Source organism: Burkholderia latens (assembly GCF_902499045.1).
Lineage (GTDB): Bacteria > Pseudomonadota > Gammaproteobacteria > Burkholderiales > Burkholderiaceae > Burkholderia > Burkholderia latens.
The window spans coordinates 54229-78651 of the sequence record NZ_CABVPL010000004.1 but is presented as its reverse complement, the minus strand read 5'-3'; the positions used below and the strand labels follow the sequence as shown (position 1 = coordinate 78651).

Genomic DNA, 24423 nt, shown 5'->3' with positions numbered 1-24423 from the left:
GGATCTATCACCGGCAGTGCTGGTGTTCCAGGACGTGAATCTGCGGCTAGATCCATTCATTGATTGGTGGGTGTTCGAGCGGTGGCGGCACGTATTCGGTGCCGGTGTCTTTGTCGATCAAGAGCCACTGCCCCTTGGAAAGCCGTTTTACGTGGCAATGCGGATGGCGTAGCTGCATGATGCGAACAGCGCGGCTGCGCTCGTATCGACGGATTGCCGCAATTACGACGCGGACTGTGTTGACGACTGCGATGAGCAGGGCCGCAACAGTCCCAATGGCGATGTATGGCCACGCGCCGGTACTGGCGAGCTGAGCGACCAGGTCGACGGCGATGGGGCTGGGTACCGCTAGAGTCTGGAGTAACACTTTCGATAACGCCAGCGGCCGGATTTAGCTCTCTTGCCGCCGGCGCCCGCGGTGAGCATTGAGGAATGGCCCGAAGACGATTGCGAGTCCTGCCGCAAGTGCCACGACGACCGCATACGCCCACGAGAGGCGCTCGCCTACCTCCCTCGCCAGTGCTTCGATCGGTCGCTGCTCGAGACCTTTCGACTTGCAGATCGGAGAAGCCGGAAGCGCATAGTCAGGAACTTTGTCCTTGCAAACCTGGATCCAAAGCGAGCCATGCTGCGCGGGCGGATTGGCCGCTGTCTGCGCGGCGAACTGCAAAACCTCACGCGGAATCGTCTGGAAGGAGAAGTTGCTGTAAAGAGCGAGCACGCCACCTACGATTACGCTCGGAAGCACGAAGAAAACGTAGAAGGCCCATTTGCCCACGAACAAGGCTTGGCTGAAGAGATATTGCGCGTAGCTGAGAGAGACGCGTTTGGATAGATCGATCATTGTGTGGTTGCCCGGTTGGAGTGACAAGGGCGACGGATGTGCCCACCTCAACCATGCAGCCGGTGGGCGCAGGAGGTGACCGGGAAAGGCCACCATTTTTCAGGAGCTTTCTTCCAAAGCCCCCTCAACCGGTTGCGTCCGCCCGTGATGCCTAAAAATTGAGCATCTGGTCGACGGTCCCAGCACTAAAGGGTCTGCGCCCGTTCTCCACAAGGTTGTCCAACGCTTTTGGGGAAAACTTGGTCCCGTCAACAGAGATGAAAGCAGCACGCAAACAGTCGTGATTTCCACCTTGTGGCCCGAAATGATGCGGCTACGATCGTCGTGTACTCCGCGTCTTCGACGCATCGACAACCAGCCACCTCGCGTGGCACCAAATCTTCCTACACAACCCGATCGGGGCATTCCCGGTCCGGGCGGTGCTCCGTCTTCTACTGGTGGAGCACATCATGTACAACGCTTTGATCGAGCAGTTCAAGTCGGCACAGACGAGAGCGGCCGACGCCTATCGCGCAGTTGCAGACGCAGAAATCGCCCTGTTTCCTGGCTGCGAAGATTACGAGCGTGCCACACGCTCGCGACACGAATACAAGGTCGAGCGAGAGTTGACGAAGTTCTGTGTCGACCTCTCCGAAGTAGTAGTGCGAGTCGCGCGGCGCGAAGTGGCGCCCGCCGGCACGCGTATCGAGATCGACCGAGCCGCCGAGTTGGAAGCGGCAGGCATCGATATCGGCGAAGCCATTCGATCAGGCACAACGCCGGATCTGGACGCATTCTGGTCGCATCTCAAGCAGAAGTTCGCAGGAGATGCCGGCGCATCGATCGCGTATCAGCAAGCCGCCAAGGCGATCATCGACGGGCTTTGGTTGAAGCCGACGACAGAAATGAAGCGCACCAACAGCGGCATTGTGATCGAGGCGTCGGTTGGAAGCGAAGCTTCCTTCAGCAGCAGCGGGTGGCGTCGCGTTAGCTACTACTCGCAAAGCCGCGTTGCAGCACTGGTGACGGGCCTCACGACATTTGCCGTGAAGTCTGGTTGTGCGGCACTTGCAGGCGAGCTAAGGCATTGCCGCCTCGTGAGTGACGAGTATCGCTCGCGAGACAAGGAGAGCTTCACTGGCCTGGAAATTGTCCGCTACAACGACAAATGGCAGTTCAAGTTCGCGCACGCGATCGGCGATGCGCTGTCGATCTTCATCAGCGAGTTCGGAGCCGAACATCTCGCATCGCGCGGATAGTTCGGTAGCTCCAACCTTCCTTTTTCGGCCCGCCTCGGCGGGCCGTTTCTATTTCTATCGAGAGATTTCTATGCAGACTGCATTCGATTTCGAAGCCAGCGACTGGTATGCGCCGCTACGGGCAATGAAAAGCCTCGGTTCGCTCGATGTCGGCGTGGCCCACCACGGTGAGCTGGCCGCAGCGCGACGGCGCCACCTCGGACAATTTTTCACGCCAGACGAAGTTGCCCGATATATGTGGGGATTCGTAGAGCGCTTTAACCCGAAGCGCAAGGTCCATGTTCTCGACAACTCGATCGGCTCGGGGCGCCTCCTGCAGTTCGGTGATCCGGAGCGGCATTCGATCTACGGCGTCGATGTACACGATCCTGCGGTGGCGGCATGTCAGTCGGCATTCGAGGGAGCGGGTTTCAAGGTATCGATTCGTCGGGCTGGAATGGAAGAAATCCGACCGTCCGGGTTCGACGTTGCGATGATCAATCCGCCGTTCTCGCTGCACCTCGAGTCGCCGCACCTGTATCCGTTCGAGTGCACCACGATCGGACGATATGGCCCGAACACCAGCGCGTTGTCCCATGACTATGCACTGGCTCAAGCTCTGAAAGCTGCTAACGTGGTCGTTGCCTTGTTACCGGCAACGATGGCCGAAGCAATCGCCGGTGCGACTTTCGGAAAGCCGTTTCACTACTACGGGGCCGCAAAACGGTTGGCCGGCTACTTCGAGCTGCCGGACGACGCATTCCAGCTGGAGGGCGCAAACGTCCGGACGGCAGTGCTTGTCTTCGATCGATACAGGACACGGCCGGGCGACTTCGTCCGTGCAGCTGCTGACCTCGGCCGACCCGCACCGCTCCTAAGCCTACATTGGGAGGAGCGGTCGTTTGATCGGCCACGGCTGCAGTTGCAGACGCTCGACGATTCCATTCCTGCAATCACACGACCGGTAACCGGAGACGCCCGCGTTGGCGTGGCGCATGACGGTCGCTGGATTCGACTGGGTTTCAGGTGCGGATTCACCGAAGCGATGGTGCTGAACGCTATCTACGATCACCGCATTTTCTCGACGGATGGCCATCGGTTGCCGCGCGGGTTCCGATATGCGGGTCAGGGGCTACTCGACCTGGAGGTGTATCTGGTACAGGACGATCCGCAAGGCGCCTTCGAGAGGCTGATCGAGCGTATCCGAGCCGCAGGCGGAGAACCTAGCGTCGCGCCCGGCCTGCGTGAGCACCTCGCCGCGCGATCCCGGCGATCACTGCGGCAGCAGACACCGTTGCGGCACGTTGTGTATTCGGCGGGAGCCGGATCGGCGTCGTCGGTGGTTGGCAGGGCGCGTGCGACGCATAAGGTTGACGACCGGATGTGGGCGAGCCCGCTCATCAAGGCAGGAGACGAAGTGGTGTTCGAGCGGGAAGCCGATGGCACGTACGCGTACGTGTTCAAGGGCGCGAAGTACCGCCTCGCGGTCGACGAGCTGAACGCGCGATTCGCGGTTGAAAACGTCGCTCAGGTATGGGAGGTTGTCCACGAAGGGTTGGCGGCGCGCTTTCCTGATCACGCCGCGGCGCTTCGTTCCCGCGTCAGTACACTCGGGATTCCCACGTGGTTGGACTGGGAATTCCAGGTCGACGATCTTATCGAGACGCTGATGAAGCCGTCGGGATGCGTGATCGCTTGGGAGCAGGGCTGCGGCAAGTCGCGGCTCGCGCTCGCGTTGATTCTGGCGGCCGGCGTCAAGCATGGGCTGATTGTGGTGGAAGCGCGTCTGGTCTCGGAGCTGTTGGCCGAAGCTGCGCTAACGCCGATTGGTATGGACGAAATCAAGGTTATCGAGTCGCCCGCCGATCTGGATGATCTGCGCCGCTTCAACCTGATCTCGTATGAGCGCTTGCGTATGGTGGTCGATCCGTCGCAGTCGAGACGGGCGACGTATGCGCACCGCCTGCGGCGTCGAATTGGGCTGCTGGTCGCTGACGAAGGGGAGCGTCTAGCGAACCCGACAAGCGAGCAAAGCCGTGCGCTGTGGCGATTGTCGGCACGCCGGCGGTACGTGCTGACGGGTAGCCCAATTCCGAACTACCCGCGAGACGCGTTCGGTCTGATCGCATTTGCAGGGGGTGATGGCACCGCTGCTCAACCGTACGGGTATCGTCGCGGCTATCTCGAACAGAGCTGGCTCCAGTCAGTAGAGTACGCCGACCGCGGCATAGATCGATTCCGAGACGATTTCGTCGTGACGGAGTGGGTCACGTGGCAATTCGCGGAGAACTTGCAGGATGGGGCGAAGCGCGAAGTGCCGAAGATAGGAAATCTGTCGCTTTACCGAGCGATGCTCGCGCCGCACCTCAAGCGTCGCTTGGTGTGCGAGCCGGACGTCGCGAAATACATCCAGATCGAGGCGCCGGAAATCCGCGTTCACACAGTGGACTGGGAGCCGGATCATCTCGCGATGTACTTGCGCGCGGCCGACGACTTCGCATCGTGGTACCGAGATCGCCAGAAGGACGGTACATCCTGCAATCTGGTGACGATCCTTGCGAGAATGCGGGCGGTGCACTTCGCCGCAAACTATCCGCAGTACGGGATGGAGGGGATCGAGCGCCGCAGTGGGCTGACCAGCAAACAGCGTGCCGTGATCGACCGGATGCGGGAGATTGCAGCCGAAGGTAAGCAGGCGATCGTTTTCGCCGAAAACCCCGGCGTGCTGAATCTGATCGCCCGCGAGCTCGACGTTAGCAAGATCGACACGGTGCTGTTCCATGGCGGTGTCCCGATAGCCAAGCGGGTGAAGGCAAAGGACCAACGGTTCCTCACCGGACTCGCAACGGGCCTGCTTTCAACCAAGGAGTCGGGTCGGGCAGGCTATAACCTCCCGAACGCGGACTATGTCTTGTTCTACGACCGGTCGTGGACCTGGCGTGCGGAGTACCAGGCGATGCGGCGGGCCTTGCGGTGGAATCGCAAGGGGCGGTTGAGTGTCGAGTACTTCCACTTGCCCGGAAGCATCGATGTCTATCAGGACCAGATGGTCGCGCACAAGCGTGACGCGATGCAGGCAGGTCTGGACTGGGCGACACCCGAGCTCGAAGACGAGGCGTTTCTGCACATGGACACCTTGCTGGATGCGTTCGTCGAAGACATTGCACGGCTTCACGGTGAAAAGACGTACGACATGCGTAAATTGTTGAAGGAGGCAGCGTAATGAAAGCGGAACGGCGCGTGACTGTTGCGATTGGCGATGGCGTGGTGACGATCAAGCGGGATGGGTCGAGCACCGCAACCGTTGCGGGAGTTCTCGGAAAGGTGACGAAGGGCGGTGCGGAAGTGGTATGTCTCGATCGCCTTGTCCACCAACCGTACGAGACCGAGTTTGTTGGATGGATGGTCAGCGGCGCTGTCACGACGTTGCTCAGTCGCTCCGTCAATGGAGAAGGTGCAGCGTAGCGTTCAGTGGACGCCCCAGTTCCTTTGCTCAGGCCCGGTCATTTGATCGGGCCTTTTTAATTGATGCGCGCGGCGGGCGCACGCGCTTGAAAGCTGGGTGTTTCTTTCGGGCTTTCCGCGGCAGTCCCGCGAATTCAGGCGGTATCTTTTCCTCATCTACCGCGTCTCTGACGCATCGACTCAGCCGGCGTCGCCGGCATTCCTTTCCAACCCCATCGGGAACCACTCCCGATCGGGGGCAGGTTCCCACTTCGGAGGACCTGACATGCAACACGCACATCTGCAGCAACCCACCGTCAAGCTGCGCCGGATCAAGCTCGGGCGAAACCCCCGAACGTACTTCGACGACGCCGAGATGGAGGAGATGAAGGCTACGGTCCGCGTAAGCGGCGTCCATACCGCGGTCATCGTTCGGCCGCTCGACGAAGAGTACTTCGAGCTGATAGCCGGAGGCCGTCGGTACAAAGCCGCAATGGAAACGCGCGGTGAAGACTACGACATGCCGGTTACGGTGGTGTTTGTCGACGATGCCGAAGCTGAAGACATCGCTCTCATCGAGAACATCCAGCGGTCGAACCTTTCCCCCGGTGAAGAAGCAGTTGACGCAGCGCGACTGCTCGGCCGCTGCAAGGGCGATCGCGAAGAGGCTGCCAGGCGAATCGGCTGGAGCCTTCCCACGCTCAACAGTCGTCTCGCGTTGCTGAACTGCAGTAACGAAGTCCTCATCGCCCTGAATACGCGCCAGATTCTTCTTGGTCATGCGGAGCTGCTGGCCGCGCTCTCCAAGGAAAATCAGGATCGCGTTCTTCCGGTGATCATCGCCGAGAAGAAGTCCGTCACCGACGTGCGAAAGCTGGTCGAGAGCGCGGCATGCTCTCTGTCCGCCGCTATCTTCGACAAAACCGATTGCGCGGCGTGCCCACACAACTCGGCAACGCAATCCGAGATGTTCGGCGAGTCGATAGCGACTGGTAACTGCACGAATCGCCAGTGCTACAACGGAAAGACCGAAAAGCAGCTCGAGGCGATTGCTGACGGCTTGCGGGACGAATTTCCGACCGTACGGATCGTGCGCGCCGGTGACAACCACACGCGCGTCCAACTCGCGGTCGAAGGGCCGAACGGGGTGGGCGAGGCGCAAGCGAAGGCGTGCCACGGCTGCCAGAACTACGGCGTCGCGGTCAGCGGGTTGCCGGACTCTCTCGGCAAGACCTTCCGCGGCCAGTGCTTCGACACTGTGTGCAATATGCGCAAGGTCGCGGACCGGATCACGGCTGAGAAGGCGGCGGCGAAAGCCGCGACCTCTGACACCAAGGGTTCGACCGTTTCGACTAAGGCAGCTGGTAAGGGCGGATCCGATACGTCTGCGCCGACGGCGGTAACCGTCGTCGCTGAGTCCGACCGGGTGAAGCAGTACCGCGAGGCACTTTGGCGCAAGGCTTTGCGGCGGGACGTCGGCAAGAACGCGGCGCTCGCGCGACAGTACCTGATCGCAATCGTCCTCGCGGGATACGCGCGCCAGATCAAGGAGGACGTTTTCCGATCCGTCTACGAAAAGGTGACGGACGAGAAGGCTCCTGCAACTGATCTCTCGAAGGCCCTTTTTCTCGCTTGCGCCACGTCGGATGAGCAGGCCGCGACGCTGGTCACCGGCATGTTCGTCGCGGCGATCGAAGGCCTCGACGTTCCGTATCTCAAGCAACTCTGCAAGCACCACAACCTCGACCTGACGCAGTACTGGAAGCTCGACAAAGAGTTTCTGGAACTCGTCACCAAGGCCGAGATGATGGTGATCGCGGACGAGCTCGGGCTGCGCACGGCGATGGGCGACAACTTCAAGAAGGTGTTCTCGAAGGCGAAGGCTGATGTCATCACGGCGTTGCTCGCCGTCGAAGGGTTCACCTACGAGGGCAAGCTCCTGAAGGTTCTCAAGTTCTAAGTAGCGGGCGGCTTATGGCCGAGCCGCATCAACATTCTTCGCCGCCTCGTGCGGCGCATATTTTTTTGGAGATTTAAATGTTTCAAGCACTCGAACCGCTGCTTCGTTCCGCGGAAAAACTCGTCTTGTCGCTGACGATGGATGGCGACAACATCGTTGTGTTTTTGACGCCGGCCGGCGGTAAGGACGCGATGTTGCGACAGCCGTTGATCCTGAAAGCGACGGCCAGCGAGCTCGACGAGGGTTTCGCGGCGGCGATCGGTAGCTTTACCGCGGCGCACCAGTCGCTCGGCGAACAGGTGGCGGCTACCAACGCGATCCTGGAAGCCCAGCAGCAGACGCAGGCGACGAAGGCGCAGAAGGTCTTGGCGAAAGCATCGATGCCGACGGCCGCAGACGCGGGCGCAGGCGACGCCGACGACGAAGACGGTGCGACCGCCACACCGGCGGATGTCGCGCCCGCTGCCGCTGAGAAGCCGGCCGGCACGGATCTGTCCTCGTTGATTCTGTGAGGTAAATCATGTCGATCAGCATTGCTGCACTGGTACGCGAGTTCACCTACAACGGTATGGCGCTCATGGATCCCGGCCCGGCATTCTCGCCGGATCAGGTTCGTGACCTGTACACCGCTCAGTATCCGGAGCTGACGACCGCTGCGGTCGACGGCCCGGACATGAAGGGCGAGGTGGCGCACTACAAATTCGTCCGCGCAGCGGGTGCCAAGGGTGCCCATGCGTAAACGCGATCTGCTCAAAGCCCTGTCCGCTCCGGATGGTGGCTTCAATCAACAGGAACCGGCCGAAAGGCCGGTTTTTTTATATGACGAGGAAATGCGGAAATGTTCTTCGATCCTGCACTCCCTGATTCAAGCATCGCAGCTGGCTCGGCCGCGCGCTGGCAACCGCCACGCGCTGCCGCTGCCGGACGTCGACCTGCCGCTGATCTTCTGACGCTTCCTTCCTTCTCGACGGAGGTGCCGGGCGCGGTGCGGTTGAAGTGGCGCGAAAACGTGAACCTGTCCGATTTGGTCCTTAAGCATTTCCAGTACGGGCCGTTACGCGCAGGCGATGTTCATGATCCGGCCGACGCCGGCGACGCGTTCCAGCAGGCGTTTCATGCGTGGACGCGACGTCAGCATGGGCAGTTTTCCCGGCTGCGATTCACGCCGCATCTATTCGACGCGCATGCGGTTCGTGATGTTCTCGATGGCCTCGGTAACGGGAACAACGATGAGGATCCGACGCCGCTATTTTTCGGATTCGGTCTTGAAGACGAGTGGGTCTACTCGCTTGAAGGGGCGATCGAGACACTGCGGTCGGCCCACCCGTTGCTCTTCCGAACGGTGATGGCCGCGGTGTACCGCGCATCGGCCCGAACGATGTTCATCCGCCTGCCTGACTGGTTCATATACGAATTTTCGTGCTGGTATTGGGACGGCGATCCGAACATTTCAGACAAGGATGCGGACGAAGCGCTGAAGGAACGCTTCGAGGACGACACAGAAACACGCTCCGCGTATCTGCCGTCGGTTGTTCGGCCACAGCTTTGCCCGGACGACGCTGATCCGTGTGTGTTTAGCGGCGGTAAGTGGCGTGATCGGCGCGCCATGACCGACCCGGAGCTGGTGCGGCTTCGCGCTCGCAGCAGGGGCATGCCTCGGCGCGTATGCACCGAGGTTCTCAACCTCCGGGCGCTGATGCGCCGTAGCCGAACGCGAGATCTGTTTCACGTGAGCTACGACGCAAATCCCGTCTATGGAATTTGTTCGGTGATCGTCGAGGACAACGCGTTTGTTGGCGACCTTCTCGACCATCACTTTGACGGTGCCGCTCAATGCGGGGATGCAACGACCTATAGCGGGTTCTCCCGGCTGGAGTCGACTCCGAAGGCTATCCGCCGCCAGTACGCCGACCTGGCACTGGCGTTTCGAATTCTCACGCATCTCGACCGACTTCTCGCGCTGGTGAGCCAACCTACTTAAAGGAGTGTGTTATGTCTGGTATCTCGGCCGGTAGAACCGGCTCTGATGTCGCGTTGTCGCAAGCGCTGTTGCTCTATACGGGCAAGGATGGCGCGCACTTTGCGACAGCCCACGCTGTCATCGCTGACCGCAAAAGCGGTCGACCCGTCATTGGCGCCGGTCGTCCGCTTGACCGGAAGGTGCTTGTTCAAACGCTTCAGCATCTCGCCGAACACGTTGCCCCGCGGGCGGAGTTTTTGCCAGCGACGGTGCTCGGGGTCTCGCCAGAAGCAGTCACGTGGTGGTGTCCGCCAGCGATGCGCCGGGTGTTCTTCGAATGCGAGAGCCTCGGTAAGCGAAGCGCCGTGGTTCCGAATCCCGGGTTGGTGTTCCAGGCCTCGAATCAGGGTTTTTCCGTGTTTGCGGTGGCATGCAGCGATCGCCCCGTACGCGAGACGCCGCTGTTCGAGCCGCCGTACTTCAACACCTGGGACATGGGTCGGATCTGCATCGGTAGCGCGCGGGTTCCGAAGCGTGTGGATGTGGCGTCGATCGATGGCTGGGAAGCCGGGTTCTTCGACTCGGCCTTCACGCATCCGAACGCCGGCGGTAAACGCATCGAGTACAAGGACGGCGAGTACGCGTTCTGGCGGGACATGCTCGACGGCAAGTTCGGCGAGACGTTTCCGCTCAACGCGCTGGTCCCGATGAGGCGGACGCTCGAGCAGCTGGTGAACGGCCAACTCGGGAGGAATGCATGAATCCGCTCGATACCGTTCTTCAGCAGTCGTTCCCCTCGGTGATGGTTCCGTCGCGGGAGGCCGTTGTCCCGATGGCGCGTTCGGGTGAGCGTCTGCTCATCGCATCGGATGGCGTCTATCTCGAAATCTCGCGTCCCTGGGTGCACGTGGTGCGTCGCATCGCGCAGTACGCGGTCTCGACGGCTGTCCCGTACGGGAACGTCGAAGAGACGACGGTGCTCTTGTGCGGGCAGATTCCCGTCACGCTCGTCGCGGAGTTTCATGCGATGGCCCGGGCGGCGTTGCCAAACGAGGTCGGCGCGTGGATTGTCTGGAACAGCGTGACCGGTGAGTTCCGTATCGTTGCGTTGCCTTCACTGTCGCACGGGCCGGGGCATCTGGTCTATGAGCGTCCGCGACTGGCAGATGACGAATGGCTGGTGGTGGATTGCCATTCCCATGGCACCGGCCAGGCGTTCTTCTCGCGCACGGACAATCAGGATGACAAGCACGACGTGAAGTTTGCGCTTGTGCTGGGCGATTGCGATCGTACGCCGTCGGTCGCGCTGCGGCTTTGCGCGAAAGGAATCTTCGAGAAGTTCGAACGCGTTCCCGAGTCATGGGCGGCCGCGCTGACGACGGAGGTGGTGTGATGAGCGAGGTGATCACTCACAGTATTCCGGCCGACATGATCCGTCGGCCGTGGCGTGTCGTGGTTGTTGGAGCCGGCGGGACCGGGAGCGCATTTCTTCCCAGTCTCGCGCGGTTGCATCACGCCATGATCGAGCTCGGCCACCCTGGCGGGCTCGAGTGCACGGTGTACGACGATGACACGGTAAGCGAGACGAATGTCGGGCGGCAGGGGTTCTATCCCAATGACGTCGGGCATTACAAGGCGCTGCTGCTCGTGAATCGGCTCAACAACCTGATGGGTACCAACTGGGTTGCGGAGCCGCGGCGTGTCGATTCGTCGGTGCGGATCATCGCCGACATCGTGGTGGGTTGCGTCGACTCACGTCGCGCGCGGCACGCCATTGTGCGGGCAGCGAAGCGGGGGAGTTGTCGTTACTACCTCGACTGCGGGAATGAGACGGATCGCGGCCAGGTCATCCTTGGCGAGCTCGGCCGGGCCCGGCACGACAGATTGCCCCATGTGGGTGATCTGTTCCCGGACCTGCTGAACGCCGAGAACGACAAGGACGACGACGCGCCGTCCTGCTCGATGGCTGATGCCCTGCGCAAGCAGTCCCTGGTCATCAATCAGGCGATCTCGGTACAGGCCTACAACCTACTCTGGACGCTTTATCGGACGGGGTCGCTGAAGTATTCGGGCAGCTTTGTGAACCTCGAGACGGGGCGCACAAGCCCGATACCGATCGATCCTGTCGCGTGGGCGCGCTTCGGATATGACGCACCAAAGCCGAAGAAGTCGAGGCGGCGCAAGGGCGCGGATCCGATGGACCCGGATATCCCGTGGTAGATTGCCAACCCAACTTCAACCAGCGCCTCCCGAGTAATCGGGCAGGCGCTTTTTTTTCGTCCAGTGGAAAGCGGGGCCGTTTTCTCGATGATTCTGGCGCGCGGCGCCGGCGCGCGGTCCTACACTGAATCTGTTTCTCGCGCATCTGCGCATCGACCCAATCGCATCGGCTCTGTCCGTGCGCATTTCTCTCACCGACAACGTGTCGGCTCCCCTGTCAGGGCAATCTCCCTGACGGGCGATTGCCCTCTTTTTTGAGGCAATCGTCATGCTCAAGCTTCTCATCTCTGTCCTGCTTCTCGCGTCCCTGACCGCATGTGCTTCGTATGACTTCGGCTCTCCCGACGTCTACCAGCGCTACGACGTTCAGCGCGCGGGTGAAATCGAGGCGGCCACCGTCGTCAGCGTGCGCGGCATCACGATCACCAACGAGTCGGACCGTTCCGGCCTGGCGTCGCTGTTGAGCGCGGGTGTCAGCGCATTTCTCGGCTCCCGCACGATCGGTGGCGGCAACGGGCGGTACATCGCCGGCGCGCTTGCTGGCGCCGGTGCGGCCTACGTCTCGCAGCGTCTGTCGGAATCGCTTGCGCGTCACGCCGGCCTTGAGGTCGTCGTACGCACGGGATCCGGGCGGACGTTGGTGGTCGTTCAATCCGACGAGCAGCGCTTCGCCCCCGGCGATCGCGTGATGCTCGTCAGCAGTTCTGCCGGCATGCGCATCACGCGCTGAGCCGTTTAATCGCCGGCAGCCGCCGGCTTCTTCCTGCATAGCGAGGTTCCCGTCCGGGGCCTCGCTTTTTTTATTCCGAGGGCAAGATGTTCAAGGTACCGAAAGTTTTGTATGCGGATCGGCGCGCGGGCGGCGTCGCGTCCGATGCGGCGTTGACCCAACATGCAACGCGAATGCTTTACCGTGTTGCGCGCGATCTGCGGTTGCGCGCGGGCGAGCACGAGGTGGTGGCTGAGCCGGCGAAGGCCGGCCGCGGCTGCCGCGTCACCCTGCGCACCAGCCGGATGATGCTCGAGGTTGCGGATTCGACGTCGCGCCAGCATGTCGCGGTGTCGTTCCGCACCCGGCGCGGTTGCCGTGACCTGTCGGGCGGTGGCGACAACGTCGTGCCGCTCGCGCAGCTCGACACGGACGAGGGCTACCAGGCATTTCTTGGCGGCCTGCGGCTCGTGGATGGTCTCGATAGCGACAGGCGATAGGGGGCTTGATGCAATTCGTCGACGTCTGCATTGAGTACCCTTCGGGGGTGACGATCATCGATCGCGGGTCCTATGACGCGGATCTGGGCATGGTCTATGTCTCGGCCCGCGTCCGTGCCGTCCTGGCGGTAGTGCACGACAGCGAGCCGCCGCCGACGATCACCGCATCCTGGGATGGGAATGAGGCCAAGCTCATTCAATCGACTGGGGATAGCTTTGCTGTCGTCTCGGTGGTGCCGCCGGCGGCCTCGTCGCGGTCCCGCTTGGGTACGCGGCTTGTTCGCGCGTCCTGGTCGAAGGACCAGCGGCAGCAGTTCGGGCGGTTCTGCCACACGCTGACGGTTTCGTCGATCGTGGGCTTAGTCGGCTACGTGCACGCCATCTCGGAGTTCTCGATCTGGACCGCGATGAACGTCGCTGCTCTGGTCGTGATCGGTGTGATAACCTACATCGTAGGCATGGATTCCATGAACGGAGAATGAATATGTACTTCGGTCCTGTTGCACTGCTTCTGACGCTGGTGTTCTGCGGCTACGGCATCGTCGCATGCGAACGCGGTCGCAAGGCGGAGCGCGACCAACGTCGTTCTCTGCGTCACCACACGCATTAAATCGAACTGACGGCCGACCCTCTGGGCGGCCACCTTCCTATCAAGGGCTACACCTTTCGGTGTGGCCCTTTTTATTTTCGGGGTTTCCATGTCTGAAGTACTGGATTTGCCGGTCGAACTGGCGAGCGTGCCGTTCGAGCCGGTCGGCAAGACGGTGGGTGAGGTCGCCGCAGAAATCGACGGTGCGTTGCGAAACGGCGGCCTCGAGCCCGAATGGGTATTGCCTGCCAACCAATACGCGACTGCACCCGAAGAACTTTGCGGGCTCCGTGCAACATCGGCGTGGCCGAAAGCACCTTATCTGGCAGGGCAGACCTGCGTCTCGGTAGTTCGGTTCGAATCGGCGACTGGTGTGCAAGTGAACTTGATCCGAGCGATGGACGGGCATAGGCGCATCCAGCCGGTGATTCGCATCGGCGCGCGCTCGCGGTCCGATGCCTGGGCAATTGCTGCCGCCGTATCGCGATTGTTCGACCTCGACTGACGCATCACCCTCTCTCTCTCCCAATCCGGGGCAACTGCCCGGATGGGGTGGTTGCCCCTTTTGCAAGGACGACCACTCATGTACACGATTCACACCCCTAACGCAGCAATTCAAGTCGACACCCTGGCGCACGTTTTCCACGTGTTCTTCCACGACGCATCGCTGTCCGCTTACGACACGACGGAAATCTCGTTGACACGTGGTGGTACCGCGCTGCCGATCCTGCGCTACAACGGGATTTTGACCGTCCGTCAGCCGGGCACCGCGCACGCGATCTTCACGTCGATCTTTGCCGAACTTCGTGACCGCTGGTTCACCAAGGACGGAAGGCAGCTGCAGCCATGGCAGATCACCCGCAAGCGCTGGGAAGTTTTCCAGTTCGTGTTCGAGCTGGCGAAGCGGCCGGCGTGGATGCTGTCAGGCGAGCAACTGGAGGCCGAGGTAGAGACTGCGCGTGCCGCCGGATCCAATTTTCGCCTACCCGATGTTTGCGATCAGGTCGCCGTCGACCTCTTCGGCTACACATCGCAAGGACCGCGTCTCTCGCTGTCGGGCGGGGTCAACGGTCGACACGAGCTCCACGTCGCCTATGCGCTGTTCCAGGATCAGCCGATTCCTGACGCGGTGTTGGCGGACTATCGTGGCGACACAAAACACTTCCGGTACGACCTGGAGTGGTTCCCCGTCCTTCTGGAGGTTCCCGTTCTTCGTAACTCGCTTCCGTACAACGTCATGCAGTCTGCGGTGGCGATCTTCCGTCACGAAAAGCGGACGATCGACGCGGCGCTCGGCGCGAGGGTCGTCGAGGCGTTGCGGACCGCTCCGGCGAACAGCACGTATGTCGACGTCGACGACAGGCTGTTCGCCGATGGCCTCGTGGACAAGCCGGCCCTTCCTGAGCAATACCAACGCCCGTTGGATGTTGGTATAGGGATGTCTCCTGTCGCTGAGCGCTTGCGTGAGCTGATTGGGGACGCGGTCCTGAGGAAGGCGCTGGACAGTCTCGAATCTGACCGACAGAAAGGGCGGATCTCGCAACGGCAGTATGACCTGAGGACCGATATGGCGAGGTTGGATCGAGGGCGTACGACGTTCGAAAGGCCGAACCAGTTTGCGGCCGCCGTCGAGGCCCGTGACGTCGCCACCCTGCTGAAGTTTCTGGATCACCCCGACGGTCGGAACGACCAAAGCAAGCAGGTGCTTCGCGAGCAGTTTGGGCTGTCGTTGCGCGGGCTGAATTCGGCCCGCCGGTGGCGCGCGATCTTTGCGTTCTGCGGCTTCGATGAGGCGGCACAAGCCGAGTGGCAGGCGAAGCAGGACGCCGCCAAGGCGCAACGTCTCGCCGAAGAGGTCGCCAACGACGCGAAGCAGCAGGCCGGCCTCGCGCGGTATCGGACGCCCGACAACACCGTCATCACCGGTGTCGAACACGTCGATCGCGCGATCGCTGACGGCTATTCCGAGATCCGCAGTTTTCGCCATGGTGCGGCGACGCGCTACGCGTTGGCCAAGCCGGGTTCCACGGAGGCGCGGACGCTTCACGCGACGAATGGCACGCTGGACTATGCGCGGTCGCGGCTCACGTCGTTCGCCGGTTGATCGAGGAGCGAAAGATGCGATTCGATCGAACCGTGCGGTACGGAGACTACGTCTGGACCCGCCGAAAGGAGCAGGCGTTTCTCAATCGGCACATACGTGTTGCTCGGAAGCTCGAGCGTGACTGCCCGCTGTTCGCGGATCAGCTTGCGCCGGCACCCGAGACGGACGTCGACGCGGAGAAGGCGCTGCGTATCGACAGGGCCCGCCAGAGCGAGCAGCTAATGCGTGATCTCGACGCAAGGCAATGGCGCGCCGGTCGTGCGTCCTATTTCGCGTGCGAGCCGGAGATTCGTGCGCGAATCATGGCCGAATGGACCGCGTGGCGGGGACCGGCAACGCCGCTGTACTTCATCTATGTGGTTGAGAAGCACAACGGTGTCGGCGAGGAGCGAACGCGACGGATGCGTGAGCGCGATGCTGAGATCCGGGAGGCAGTCCTTCCGATGGTGAACGTTCAGGGCGACCTGCTTGGGACGTAAGAGGTGGTTCGCCCACCGATGTTGAACAACCGGCGCCACGTGCGCCGGTTTTTTTTCGTCCGTACGGAACGGGATGGTTTCAAAGCCCCGCGAATTTCTCGATCTTTCCGGCCGACCCAAAGAATTGCGACTCCTACACTGGCTTTACTCACCGCGTCATCGACGCATCGAATCCGCCGCAATGCGGCCACCTACAGCCCCAGGGGATCATGCCCCGCAGGGCGTCGTTCACGGGGCGATACTTTCGAGGTCACCCATGAGCCAACCTGACGCGTCAACCTCCTTGCGATTGGACGCCGTTTCGATCGCGGAGATCGAAGGGGCCATTAACGTGTGGCGCAATCGCTCGCCGGTGCCGACTGGCCCCGATGAGCTGCTCGTTCTCTGCGCCGAGGCACGCGTTCTCGCGGACGTCTACGGCGTCATGATCGTGAACCGCTCAAGCAGTGTCCCGCGATCGTCACTGACGCCGAAGCAGGCCGCGGCGCTGCTCGGCGCACGCGCGTAAGTACAAACCGGCGTCCCAGGACGCATCGATTCGCCGCATCGCGGCATCTTCAATCGCCCCGCAGGGTCACGTCCCTGCCGGGCGCGGTTCCCGTGGGGCTCTTTCAATTCAGGAACCCCATGAAACTCTCTCCCGCACGTCTTACCAAGCTGCTTGCCGCCTATATCCCGAATCGCTTCCCGGTCCTGGTCTCCGGCCGGCCGGGTATCGGCAAATCTGACATCGTCGAGGCTGCCGCCAAGGCGGCCGAGCACGACCTCCTCATCAGCCACCCGGTTGTCGAAGACCCGACGGACTCGAAGGGGTTGCCGTTTCCGTCGTCAGACGGCACGCATGCTCGATTCTTACCTTTCGGGGACCTCGAGAGGGCACTGTCGGCGACGCGTCCACTGGTCTGGTTCTTCGACGATCTCGGCCAGGCTTCGCCGGCGGTGCAGGCCGCCAAGATGCAGCTGTTGCTGGCGCGTCGAATCGGCGAACACCAACTGCCGGACTGCGTCACGTTTGTCGCGGCGACCAATCGCCGCGGAGACAACGCTGCGGTCAACGGGATTCTCGATCCCCTGATCTCGCGCTTTGCGGCTGTCGTCGATCTTGAAGCCACGGTGGATGACTGGACGACCTGGGCGGTTCAACAGAACGTGCCGCCCGAGCTGATCGCGTTCCTTCGTTTCAGGCCCAGCCTGCTCTGGGAGGAGCGTAGTAGTCGCGACATCGTTGCGTCGGCAAGTCCCCGCAAATGGGGATTTCTGGCCAAGACGATGCAAGCTGTCCCGGCGGATATGCTGCCTGATGCGATCAGTGCGACGGTCGGCGAAGCTGCCGGCACCGAGCTGCTCAGCTTTCTCGCGATCTACCGGGCGCTGCCTTCGGTCGACGCGATTCTCCTGAATCCCGATTTGGGCCCCATCCCGGAAGAGCCAAGCATCCTGTACGCGCTCACCGCCGCGCTCGCACACAAGGCGAGCGACGGCAATTTCGAGCGGGTACTGCGATATGCGGATCGCCTCGTAGATGCCGGCCATCGCGAGTTTACGGCGCTGCTGGTGCGTGATGCCACTGCGCGCACGCCCGAGCTGGCAAACCACCATGCGTTCATTCGTGCGCAAGGCGGCGAGATCGGCAAGATCATTCGCGGCGAGTAACCGTCTTCAAACCCCGTAGTGCCTTTCCCTGTTGCCACGGCCGATTCCGGTCCGTGGTTTTTTTTCGTCTCGACATTTTCTGTCTATCTGGAGCTATTCATGAACATCACCGATCTGCAGTCGAAGGTCATGTTGTCATCCCTCGCAATTTCCACGTGGGTTGCCCGTCGTTACGACGGGAAAGTCACCGAGGAGGTCGAGAAAAGCCACCGCGCGCGCGGTATCGGACGCTTCAATAAGCGCCTGCTCCCCGAGCACGCGCCGAGCTATGCCGAAGTGCTGTCGATCGGCAACAGGATTCGCTCGCACTACTATGGCCGGACGCTGAAGTACGACCAGCTGGGCGTGCGTTTGCTGCCGACCAGGGTCTACATGGAGCTGGCCGACCGACTGCGTGCGATGAAGGACGAGTTCGATCTCGCGGTGTCGATCTTCCTGACGAACTACCTCGACCTGAAGGAGCAGGCGAGGGCGGAGATGAACACCCTGTACAACGAGGCGGACTATCCGAGCCTGGCAGAGCTGAAAGGCAAGTTCGGCGTCAAGTTGTCGGTGCTGCCGTTCCCGGACGCCAGCCAGTTCGGTGTGGACCTGCCGAACGATGTCCTGACTACGTTGCGCACGGAGATCGACGAGCATGCGATGGCGTCGATCCAGACCGCAAACCACGACCTGGTCGGGCGGCTGTACGAGGCTGTCTCGACGATGGCTTCGCGTCTGTACGCGTCCGGTAACGTCCGCCTCGACGTCGCGAATCACGTACGCGAATTGTGCGATCTGTTGCCGAAGCTGAATTTCAGCAACGACCCGAAACTCGCGCACATCCTTACGGAGGCGAAGCAGCACCTCGCCGCGCACAACGGCGCCGAGCTCAAGGAGTCCAGCGTCCTGCGTTCGCAGGTGGCCACCAAGGCGACCGAAATCGAGGGACTGATGGCGGCTTTCATGGGCGGAGCGCCGTCGGTGCCGCTGACCGACCAGGTCTCGGCTCTGTCCCCGACTGGTCTGTCGTTCCTCGCCGCTGCATGAGGTCGCCATGGACGCACGCATCGCGAAGCAGCGCACCGCGCTGGTACTCGACCACCCGTTCATCGGCGCCCTGGCGCTTCGGCTCAAAGTCCGCGAGGATCCGAGCTGCAGGACGTTTTGGACGGACGGCGAATCGCTGGGCTATAACCCGGCGTATGCGGCGGACCTGACCGACCTGGAGATCCGTGGCGTGCTCGCCCATGAGGTGTGGCACGTCGCGAACGGGCATTGTTGGCGGCAGGGATATCGCGATCCGGCAGGTTGGAACGAGGCGGCCGACTACGCGATCAACCCGATCGTATTGGATGCCGGCATGCAGCTTCCACGTGGTGCGCTCGTCGACCCGTGCTTCAAGGGGATGTCCGCGGAGGAAATCTACGGCAAGCGCCTGAACGATTCTCGGCAAACGGCGAAGCGACAGGGCGGCAGCCAGCCGTCCCCTCCGCAGTCGGGAGGCAAGCCGGGAAAATCCGCTGGCTCGCCGGGCGCTGAACCGTTGGATCCGGCGGATGATCGGTCGGCCTGGCCTGCCAATTCTTGCGGGGAAGTTCGGCAGTACGCCGGGCCCGATAAGGCGGCCAAGGAAGCCGAGTGGAAGCTGGCTGTGCTGCAGGCGGCCAAGGCGGCGCAGGTCTGCGGGAAGCTCGGAGGCGCGTTACAGGCCGCGGTCGAGCAATCCGTGGCACCGGTGGTCGACTGGCGGTCGCTCCTGCATCGATTCGCGCAGGATGCGGTGCCGACGGACTACACGTGGGCGCAGCCGAATCGGCGCTACCTGCACCTCGGCATGTATTTGCCGTCGCTGAACGAGCCGCAGGTGGGTGATGCGGTGTTCGTCCGCGACGCCAGCGGCTCGGTCTGGGACGAAACGCAGGCGCAGTTCGCGGCCGAGATTCTGGCGGTTGCCGGTGCGATCCGCCCGCGTCGCTTGATCGTGATCGATTGCGACGAGCGTGTGACGCAGGTTCAGGTCTTCGAGTTGGGAGATCCGGTCGACCTCGCGCCGCTGAAAGGCGGCGGTGGCACCTCGTTTGTCGATCCGTTCCGCCGGATAAAGGGTGAGGACATCCGCCCCGCGTTCCTGGTGTACCTGACCGACATGGAGGGGATGTTTCCCACCGAAGAGCCGGCATACCCGGTCCTTTGGGCGTCGACGACACCGCTGAAGCGCGCCCGGCGCGCGCCGTTCGGCGAGACGATCGAAGTCGTCTGTTGAGCGGCTGCAATGGCTCGCTATTTCCTGAAACACACCCGGTCCACGTGACCGGGTTTTTTTTGGTCCCTCGCAAACGCCTGCCACCAGTCCAGAGGTAAGAGCGGGGAGAAAGCTATACGTTTTTCTGGAGCATTTCGGTTTTACCCCCTCAACCAGTTGCGCGCGATGCCGTGCTTTGTGCGTACCGCGGCGCACTTCGCCAGCCGCGGAAAAGCTGCTCAATTTAGCCATTCTTTCAGGCGATTGGCGGATGTGCCAGCTTGAACAATAGCTGCATGTCTGAAATTGCCGAAAGTCCCTTCCTGAAGGTCGCACGACTCGAAGAGAACGCTGTGAAGCTGTTCTTCGAGTCGTTGAAGTTGATCGAAGAACCGCTACACAACCCGAACGTCGCCGAAGTGTTGATCAACAACGCGGGCAACATCTGGGTCGAAGAGCGGGGCGTGATGCATCGCCTGGACGCCCAGTTCAATCCGATGACATTGACCGGTGCTATCCATTCGCTCGCAGCCTCCGTCGAGAAGTCGGCGCTGCGGGGAACCGCGCAAGGGATCATCAACGCGGGGCACGACAACCTCCGGATCGCCGCGGTCATGAAACCGACCGCCATCGACGGTGATGCGCTCGCGATACGTCGACATCGTGAAACGAATCTGGCATTGGGGGACTACACCCGGCTGGGGGCGTTCTCTCGTGTGCACGCGAAGCGCGACGCCGAGCGGGCAATTTTCCCCCGGGGCGCCGAGAACGAGGTGCTGGAAGAAGCTTTCGCCGAAATGGTGAGGAGCCGGGCCAACGTCCTGGTAGCGGGCGGAACCTCTACCGGCAAAACGACCTTCCTCAACGCGCTCAATGGCGCGATCCCGGACGACGAGCGTGTCATCACGATCGAAGACACGAAGGAACTGAAGCTGACGGTTCCGAATCTCGTCCGCTTGCTCTCGAATCTGGATAAGGGGGTGACTGCGCAAGTGCTCGTTGCACTTTGCCTGCGGTTCCGACCTGACCGAATCATCGTCGGCGAAGTGCGCGGCGGGGAAGCGTACGACTTCATCCAGGCGCTCAGCACCGGCCACGACGGCGGAATGGGTTCAATTCACTCGAACGATGCGCGCGGCGGCTTGAGCCGCCTCGAGAGCCTTGCAATGTTAGGCATCCCGCCGGGCAGCCGTTGGGAGCTGGCCGACATGCGCAAGGCAATCGCCGACTGCTTCCACTACGTCATCCACCTTCGTCGCACGGGCGAGCTGCGCCACGTGTCCGAAGTGCTGGCCATCAAGGGTTTCAAAGACGGGGACTACGTCCTCGAACGCGTTTTCTAACCACACGGGGTTTTCGATGAAGAAGCACATCCAAACGTTGTTTTCGCTGATCAAGAAAAAGGCGCTGGACACCGCCCGCTATTTGTTCGGGCGGGGACAACGGCTCTCGACACTGATCGCACTGATCCTCTCGTTTGCCGCGCTACCCGCAAAAGCGGTTGACCTGGGCGATCTGGGCAATGCCGCCAACTTCATCTGCCTGATTCAAGCGTACGTCAGTGGGCCGTGGCTGTTCGGGATCGGCATCGTGCTGATCATCGTCGGTGGCGTACTGATCGCCAACTCTGAGAGCAACTTCGGGAAGCTGCTTTCGACGGTGATCGTGGGTCTCGGCTTTGCGTCCTGCGCGACCGCGCTCGTGAAGAACCAGCTGAAGATCAACTACACCTGTGCGTGAACCGAAAAAAGTCAGCCGGTCGCTTTCGCTGCCGCGCCAGATGGGTGGCGCCGATCGCGGACTCGCAATCGCCAACGGCACGCTGACGGCGCTGCTCTGCTACAGCAGCATGTCGCCGATCTATCTTGTCATCGGCATCGTCGTGCACTGGGTGCTTCGTTGGCTTTCGTCGAGCGATCCGTGGTGGAAAGAGGTACTGGTCGTCTACAACCGGTACCCCGATGTGCACGAGCCGTTGCCTACCGCCGATGTCGCCGCCCGATTCCGGCGACCGTATGGATTTGATCAGGAGCTGCCGCTGTGAGCGCGAACCCGAAGCGTCGTGCGATTCAGGAAATCGCCCCGTGGGCAACGATGGTGACCCCCGAAGTCGTTCTCGACAAGGACGGGTCACTGTTGACGCTTTACACGTTCGAAGGCGTGGATGCGGACAGCCCGAACACTGACGAGATCTCGGCGGCCCGCGACAACCTCGACCACGCCTGCAAGAACTTCGATCATCGGATCACTGCGTGGTGGCGTATGTCGCATCGTCGCGTCCGGGGCGAGATCAGTGGACGCTTCGCATCGGTGATGGATCAGCACGTCGACGCAATCAACCAGAAGAGTGTAGGGAGCGGAAAATACTTCCGCAATACCCACTCGCTCGCGCTGGCGTATACGCCCGAGACGGGTATCAACAAGCTTTTCGAGAAGATCGCCTATCACATCACGGTGGGCGGCAAGTCGGTACCGATCGCCTTGCTTGAGACTGTGAAGGATATGGTGTTCACGCGTAGTGCATTCGTGTTCGACATGGAAAGGATCACGTCGGATATCAAGCGCTTCGAAGGCATCCTGGACGCGTTCAAGGGGGGCGTAGCCCGCCTCAAGATGAAGCGCCTTCAACTGCAGAACGCGCTCGCCTTTCTGCACCAGACCGCCAATCCGTCGGTTCCGCCGCGGCGGGTACGTTATCCCGTGACGATGCTCGACACGCACCTGACAGAGAGCTTCGTGACGTACGGCGCAGAACACATCATGTTCGAATCCGCCTACGGCACGCGGTACGCGAAGATCATCGCCGTGAAAGAGTGGATGGGGTTCCAGGAGGCCGCGCTCGACGTCCTCGCCGACGTCGACGCCGAGTTCGATGTGTGCGTGATGTTTCGATTCCTGTCGACCAGCAAGGCGCAGGCGTACATCGAGAAGATGCGCAAGTTCTACAAGGTCGCTGCATTCAGCCCGGTCAAGGTACTGAAGAGCTTTTTCTCGAAGGATGAGAAAAAGGAAAGTATGGAGAACGAGAAAGGGCGTGAAATCCTCGCCGAAGAGGCGGAGAACGCACTGGCGCGCCTGATCGCCGACGGCCAGCAGTACGGCTTCGCGAATATCTCGGTAGTCGTCTATGGGGAGACGATCGATGAGTGCGACGACAACGCGCGCGAAATCGTTGGCCGCATCGGTAACGCCGGCTTCGGTGTGCTCGTCGAGAAGCGGAACCTCGCCGCGGCATGGGCATCGACGCTGCCGGGCAGGTGGGACCAGCAGAAGCGGCTGCAGTTTGTCGAAACGCCGGTGGTGTCCGACATTGCACCCGTGCGCGGTGTTGCGGAAGGGAGCGACGTCAACCAGTGGCTCACGCAGCAGCTCGGACAGAAGGTCGGCCCGCTGACGCTTCTTCCGACGCGTCATCGTACCCTGCAGCGCGTCACGTTGCACGATCCGAGCGGGAAGTCTCACACGCTGATTGTGGGCCCGATCGGTGCCGGCAAGACCATTTTCCTCAACTTTCTCGTCTCGCAAACGGGGCGCTTTCAACCGCGCCGCATCAAGTTTGACAAGAACCGGTCGACGCGCATCCCGACCGTGTTTGCCGACGGCAAATTCGTCGATGCAACCGGCAAGTTTGCGGCCGCGACACAGGTCAACCCGCTATCCCTGCTGGCCGATCCGCGGCACTACACGTACGTGTCGGACTGGGTCCAGATGGCAATTGAGGGCGACGGTGAGGACTTCACGTGCAGCCCGCAACAGCAACGGACGATTTACGAGCGGGTCGTCACGCTGGCGCAGGGCTATGGCCGGGAGTACTGGACGCTTTCGTTCCTGACCACGTTGTTGCCCGTCGAGTTGCGCGAGCGCCTGCAGATCTGGACGAAGGGGGAAAAGAACGGTCGTTTCTTCGATCACGTCGAAGACGCGTTCTCTCTTTCGGACGATCTGGCGATCGAGATGGGCGAGCTGTTCGAAAGCTACCCGGTCGCAGCGGCGCTGTTCATGGACTATGCCTTCTACCGCATCTCGCAATGGCTGGATGGCAAGCGCGTCACGATCATCGAGGTCGAGGAGTGCGGCTTCTTCTTCCGGTACCCGCGCTTCTATGCACGGCTGGAAATGTGGGCGGTCACGATCCGCGGCCTGAACGGCACGCTCGTCATGGCGACGCAGTCGCTGAGCCAGCTTGAGCGCGTCCCGAACTTCGAAATCTTGAAGGAGAACATCCAGAACTTCTTCTTCCTGCCGAACCGTGACGCCCGGAACAACAAGCGCCTCTATCGCGACGTGTTTGGGCTGACCGACGACCAGATCGACATGATCAGCGAGGGCATTCCCAACCGCGACTACCTATGGGTCACGCCGGATCACTCCCGGATGTTGCAGGCGAAATTCCCGAAGGAAGCGCTCGCGATCTTGCGCGCAGACGGCGCGGCTCAGCGCACGCTCGACAAGCATTTGGCCACCGGCTCGCCGACGTGGCGTGAAGATTATCTCGAAGAAATGGCCACCGTTGACTGAGA

26 protein-coding genes are annotated in these 24423 nt (G+C 61.6%); 24 read left to right on the top strand and 2 right to left on the bottom strand.

Going from position 1 to position 24423, the window contains the following annotated elements; translation table 11 throughout:
• Window positions 1-46: 46 nt before the first annotated feature.
• Together BSE24067_RS04245 and BSE24067_RS04240 are read right to left on the bottom strand one after the other, a co-directional pair.
• Entirely contained in the window at window positions 47-367 is a 321-nt protein-coding gene (locus tag BSE24067_RS04245) for a hypothetical protein (RefSeq protein ID WP_062911832.1), read from the bottom strand.
• Window positions 368-391: 24 nt separating this feature from the next.
• Entirely contained in the window at window positions 392-844 is a 453-nt protein-coding gene (locus tag BSE24067_RS04240) for a hypothetical protein (RefSeq protein WP_151062623.1), read from the bottom strand.
• 449 nt (window positions 845-1293) lie between these two features.
• Between BSE24067_RS04240 and BSE24067_RS04235 the strand changes: the two genes are divergently transcribed.
• The 24 genes from BSE24067_RS04235 (at window position 1294) to BSE24067_RS04125 (ending at window position 24421) form a co-directional block, all read left to right on the top strand.
• Entirely contained in the window at window positions 1294-2082 is a 789-nt protein-coding gene (locus BSE24067_RS04235) for a hypothetical protein (RefSeq protein ID WP_151062622.1), read from the top strand.
• Between the two features lie 70 nt (window positions 2083-2152).
• On the top strand, window positions 2153-5284 hold the full coding sequence (locus tag BSE24067_RS04230) for an SNF2-related protein (RefSeq protein WP_233629406.1): 3132 nt from the start codon (window positions 2153-2155) through the stop codon (window positions 5282-5284).
• A 507-nt stretch (window positions 5285-5791) separates the two neighbouring features.
• Window positions 5792-7465, top strand: a complete 1674-nt coding sequence (locus BSE24067_RS04225) for a PRTRC system ParB family protein (RefSeq protein WP_151062621.1) — start codon at window positions 5792-5794, stop codon at window positions 7463-7465.
• Between the two features lie 77 nt (window positions 7466-7542).
• On the top strand, window positions 7543-7977 hold the full coding sequence (locus BSE24067_RS04220; RefSeq protein ID WP_062911835.1) for a PRTRC system protein E: 435 nt from the start codon (window positions 7543-7545) through the stop codon (window positions 7975-7977).
• Between the two features lie 8 nt (window positions 7978-7985).
• On the top strand, window positions 7986-8204 hold the full coding sequence (locus BSE24067_RS04215) for a PRTRC system protein C (protein ID WP_046424183.1): 219 nt from the start codon (window positions 7986-7988) through the stop codon (window positions 8202-8204).
• Between the two features lie 99 nt (window positions 8205-8303).
• Complete coding sequence (locus tag BSE24067_RS04210; RefSeq protein ID WP_151062620.1) at window positions 8304-9446, top strand: PRTRC system protein F; 1143 nt, start codon at window positions 8304-8306, stop codon at window positions 9444-9446.
• A gap of 11 nt (window positions 9447-9457) precedes the next feature.
• Window positions 9458-10186, top strand: a complete 729-nt coding sequence (locus BSE24067_RS04205; RefSeq protein WP_062911837.1) for a PRTRC system protein B — start codon at window positions 9458-9460, stop codon at window positions 10184-10186.
• Window positions 10183-10818 (top strand): PRTRC system protein A, encoded by a 636-nt coding sequence (locus BSE24067_RS04200; protein WP_151062619.1) that lies wholly within the window; start codon window positions 10183-10185, stop codon window positions 10816-10818. The genes BSE24067_RS04205 and BSE24067_RS04200 overlap by 4 nt, the downstream gene beginning before the upstream one ends.
• The gene (locus tag BSE24067_RS04195; protein WP_151062618.1) at window positions 10818-11645 is read left to right on the top strand and encodes a PRTRC system ThiF family protein; all 828 of its coding nucleotides are present in this window, start codon (window positions 10818-10820) and stop codon (window positions 11643-11645) included. Before BSE24067_RS04200 ends, BSE24067_RS04195 begins: the two co-directional genes overlap by 1 nt.
• 268 nt (window positions 11646-11913) lie before the next feature.
• Window positions 11914-12375, top strand: a complete 462-nt coding sequence (locus BSE24067_RS04190; protein ID WP_151062617.1) for an outer membrane lipoprotein — start codon at window positions 11914-11916, stop codon at window positions 12373-12375.
• Between the two features lie 86 nt (window positions 12376-12461).
• On the top strand, window positions 12462-12854 hold the full coding sequence (locus tag BSE24067_RS04185; protein ID WP_151062616.1) for a hypothetical protein: 393 nt from the start codon (window positions 12462-12464) through the stop codon (window positions 12852-12854).
• An 8-nt stretch (window positions 12855-12862) separates the two neighbouring features.
• The gene (locus BSE24067_RS04180; RefSeq protein ID WP_124680441.1) at window positions 12863-13336 is read left to right on the top strand and encodes a hypothetical protein; all 474 of its coding nucleotides are present in this window, start codon (window positions 12863-12865) and stop codon (window positions 13334-13336) included.
• Window positions 13333-13464, top strand: coding sequence for a hypothetical protein (locus tag BSE24067_RS32755; protein ID WP_257737063.1), 132 nt, complete (start codon window positions 13333-13335; stop codon window positions 13462-13464). The genes BSE24067_RS04180 and BSE24067_RS32755 overlap by 4 nt, the downstream gene beginning before the upstream one ends.
• A gap of 88 nt (window positions 13465-13552) precedes the next feature.
• Window positions 13553-13948, top strand: coding sequence for a hypothetical protein (locus BSE24067_RS04175; RefSeq protein ID WP_151062615.1), 396 nt, complete (start codon window positions 13553-13555; stop codon window positions 13946-13948).
• 78 nt (window positions 13949-14026) lie between these two features.
• The gene (locus tag BSE24067_RS04170) at window positions 14027-15547 is read left to right on the top strand and encodes a hypothetical protein (protein ID WP_151062614.1); all 1521 of its coding nucleotides are present in this window, start codon (window positions 14027-14029) and stop codon (window positions 15545-15547) included.
• A 14-nt stretch (window positions 15548-15561) separates the two neighbouring features.
• A complete protein-coding gene (locus BSE24067_RS04165; protein WP_151062613.1) occupies window positions 15562-16026 on the top strand; it encodes a hypothetical protein in 465 nt (154 codons plus the stop codon).
• A gap of 256 nt (window positions 16027-16282) precedes the next feature.
• On the top strand, window positions 16283-16534 hold the full coding sequence (locus tag BSE24067_RS04160) for a DUF3717 domain-containing protein (RefSeq protein ID WP_151062612.1): 252 nt from the start codon (window positions 16283-16285) through the stop codon (window positions 16532-16534).
• Window positions 16535-16653: 119 nt separating this feature from the next.
• The gene (locus BSE24067_RS04155; protein ID WP_151062611.1) at window positions 16654-17679 is read left to right on the top strand and encodes an ATP-binding protein; all 1026 of its coding nucleotides are present in this window, start codon (window positions 16654-16656) and stop codon (window positions 17677-17679) included.
• Between the two features lie 99 nt (window positions 17680-17778).
• Window positions 17779-18708 (top strand): hypothetical protein, encoded by a 930-nt coding sequence (locus BSE24067_RS04150; protein ID WP_151062610.1) that lies wholly within the window; start codon window positions 17779-17781, stop codon window positions 18706-18708.
• Between the two features lie 7 nt (window positions 18709-18715).
• Window positions 18716-19924 carry a vWA domain-containing protein gene (locus tag BSE24067_RS04145; RefSeq protein ID WP_151062609.1) on the top strand — a complete coding sequence of 403 codons (1209 nt, stop codon included), beginning with the start codon at window positions 18716-18718 and terminating at the stop codon, window positions 19922-19924.
• Between the two features lie 275 nt (window positions 19925-20199).
• On the top strand, window positions 20200-21246 hold the full coding sequence (locus BSE24067_RS04140; protein WP_062911845.1) for a TadA family conjugal transfer-associated ATPase: 1047 nt from the start codon (window positions 20200-20202) through the stop codon (window positions 21244-21246).
• A gap of 16 nt (window positions 21247-21262) precedes the next feature.
• Complete coding sequence (locus BSE24067_RS04135; protein ID WP_151062608.1) at window positions 21263-21643, top strand: TrbC/VirB2 family protein; 381 nt, start codon at window positions 21263-21265, stop codon at window positions 21641-21643.
• The gene (locus BSE24067_RS04130; protein ID WP_076889324.1) at window positions 21636-21947 is read left to right on the top strand and encodes a VirB3 family type IV secretion system protein; all 312 of its coding nucleotides are present in this window, start codon (window positions 21636-21638) and stop codon (window positions 21945-21947) included. Before BSE24067_RS04135 ends, BSE24067_RS04130 begins: the two co-directional genes overlap by 8 nt.
• Window positions 21944-24421: a VirB4 family type IV secretion system protein gene (locus tag BSE24067_RS04125; protein WP_151062607.1), complete on the top strand. Its 2478-nt coding sequence runs from the start codon at window positions 21944-21946 to the stop codon at window positions 24419-24421. The genes BSE24067_RS04130 and BSE24067_RS04125 overlap by 4 nt, the downstream gene beginning before the upstream one ends.
• Window positions 24422-24423: the final 2 nt, after the last annotated feature.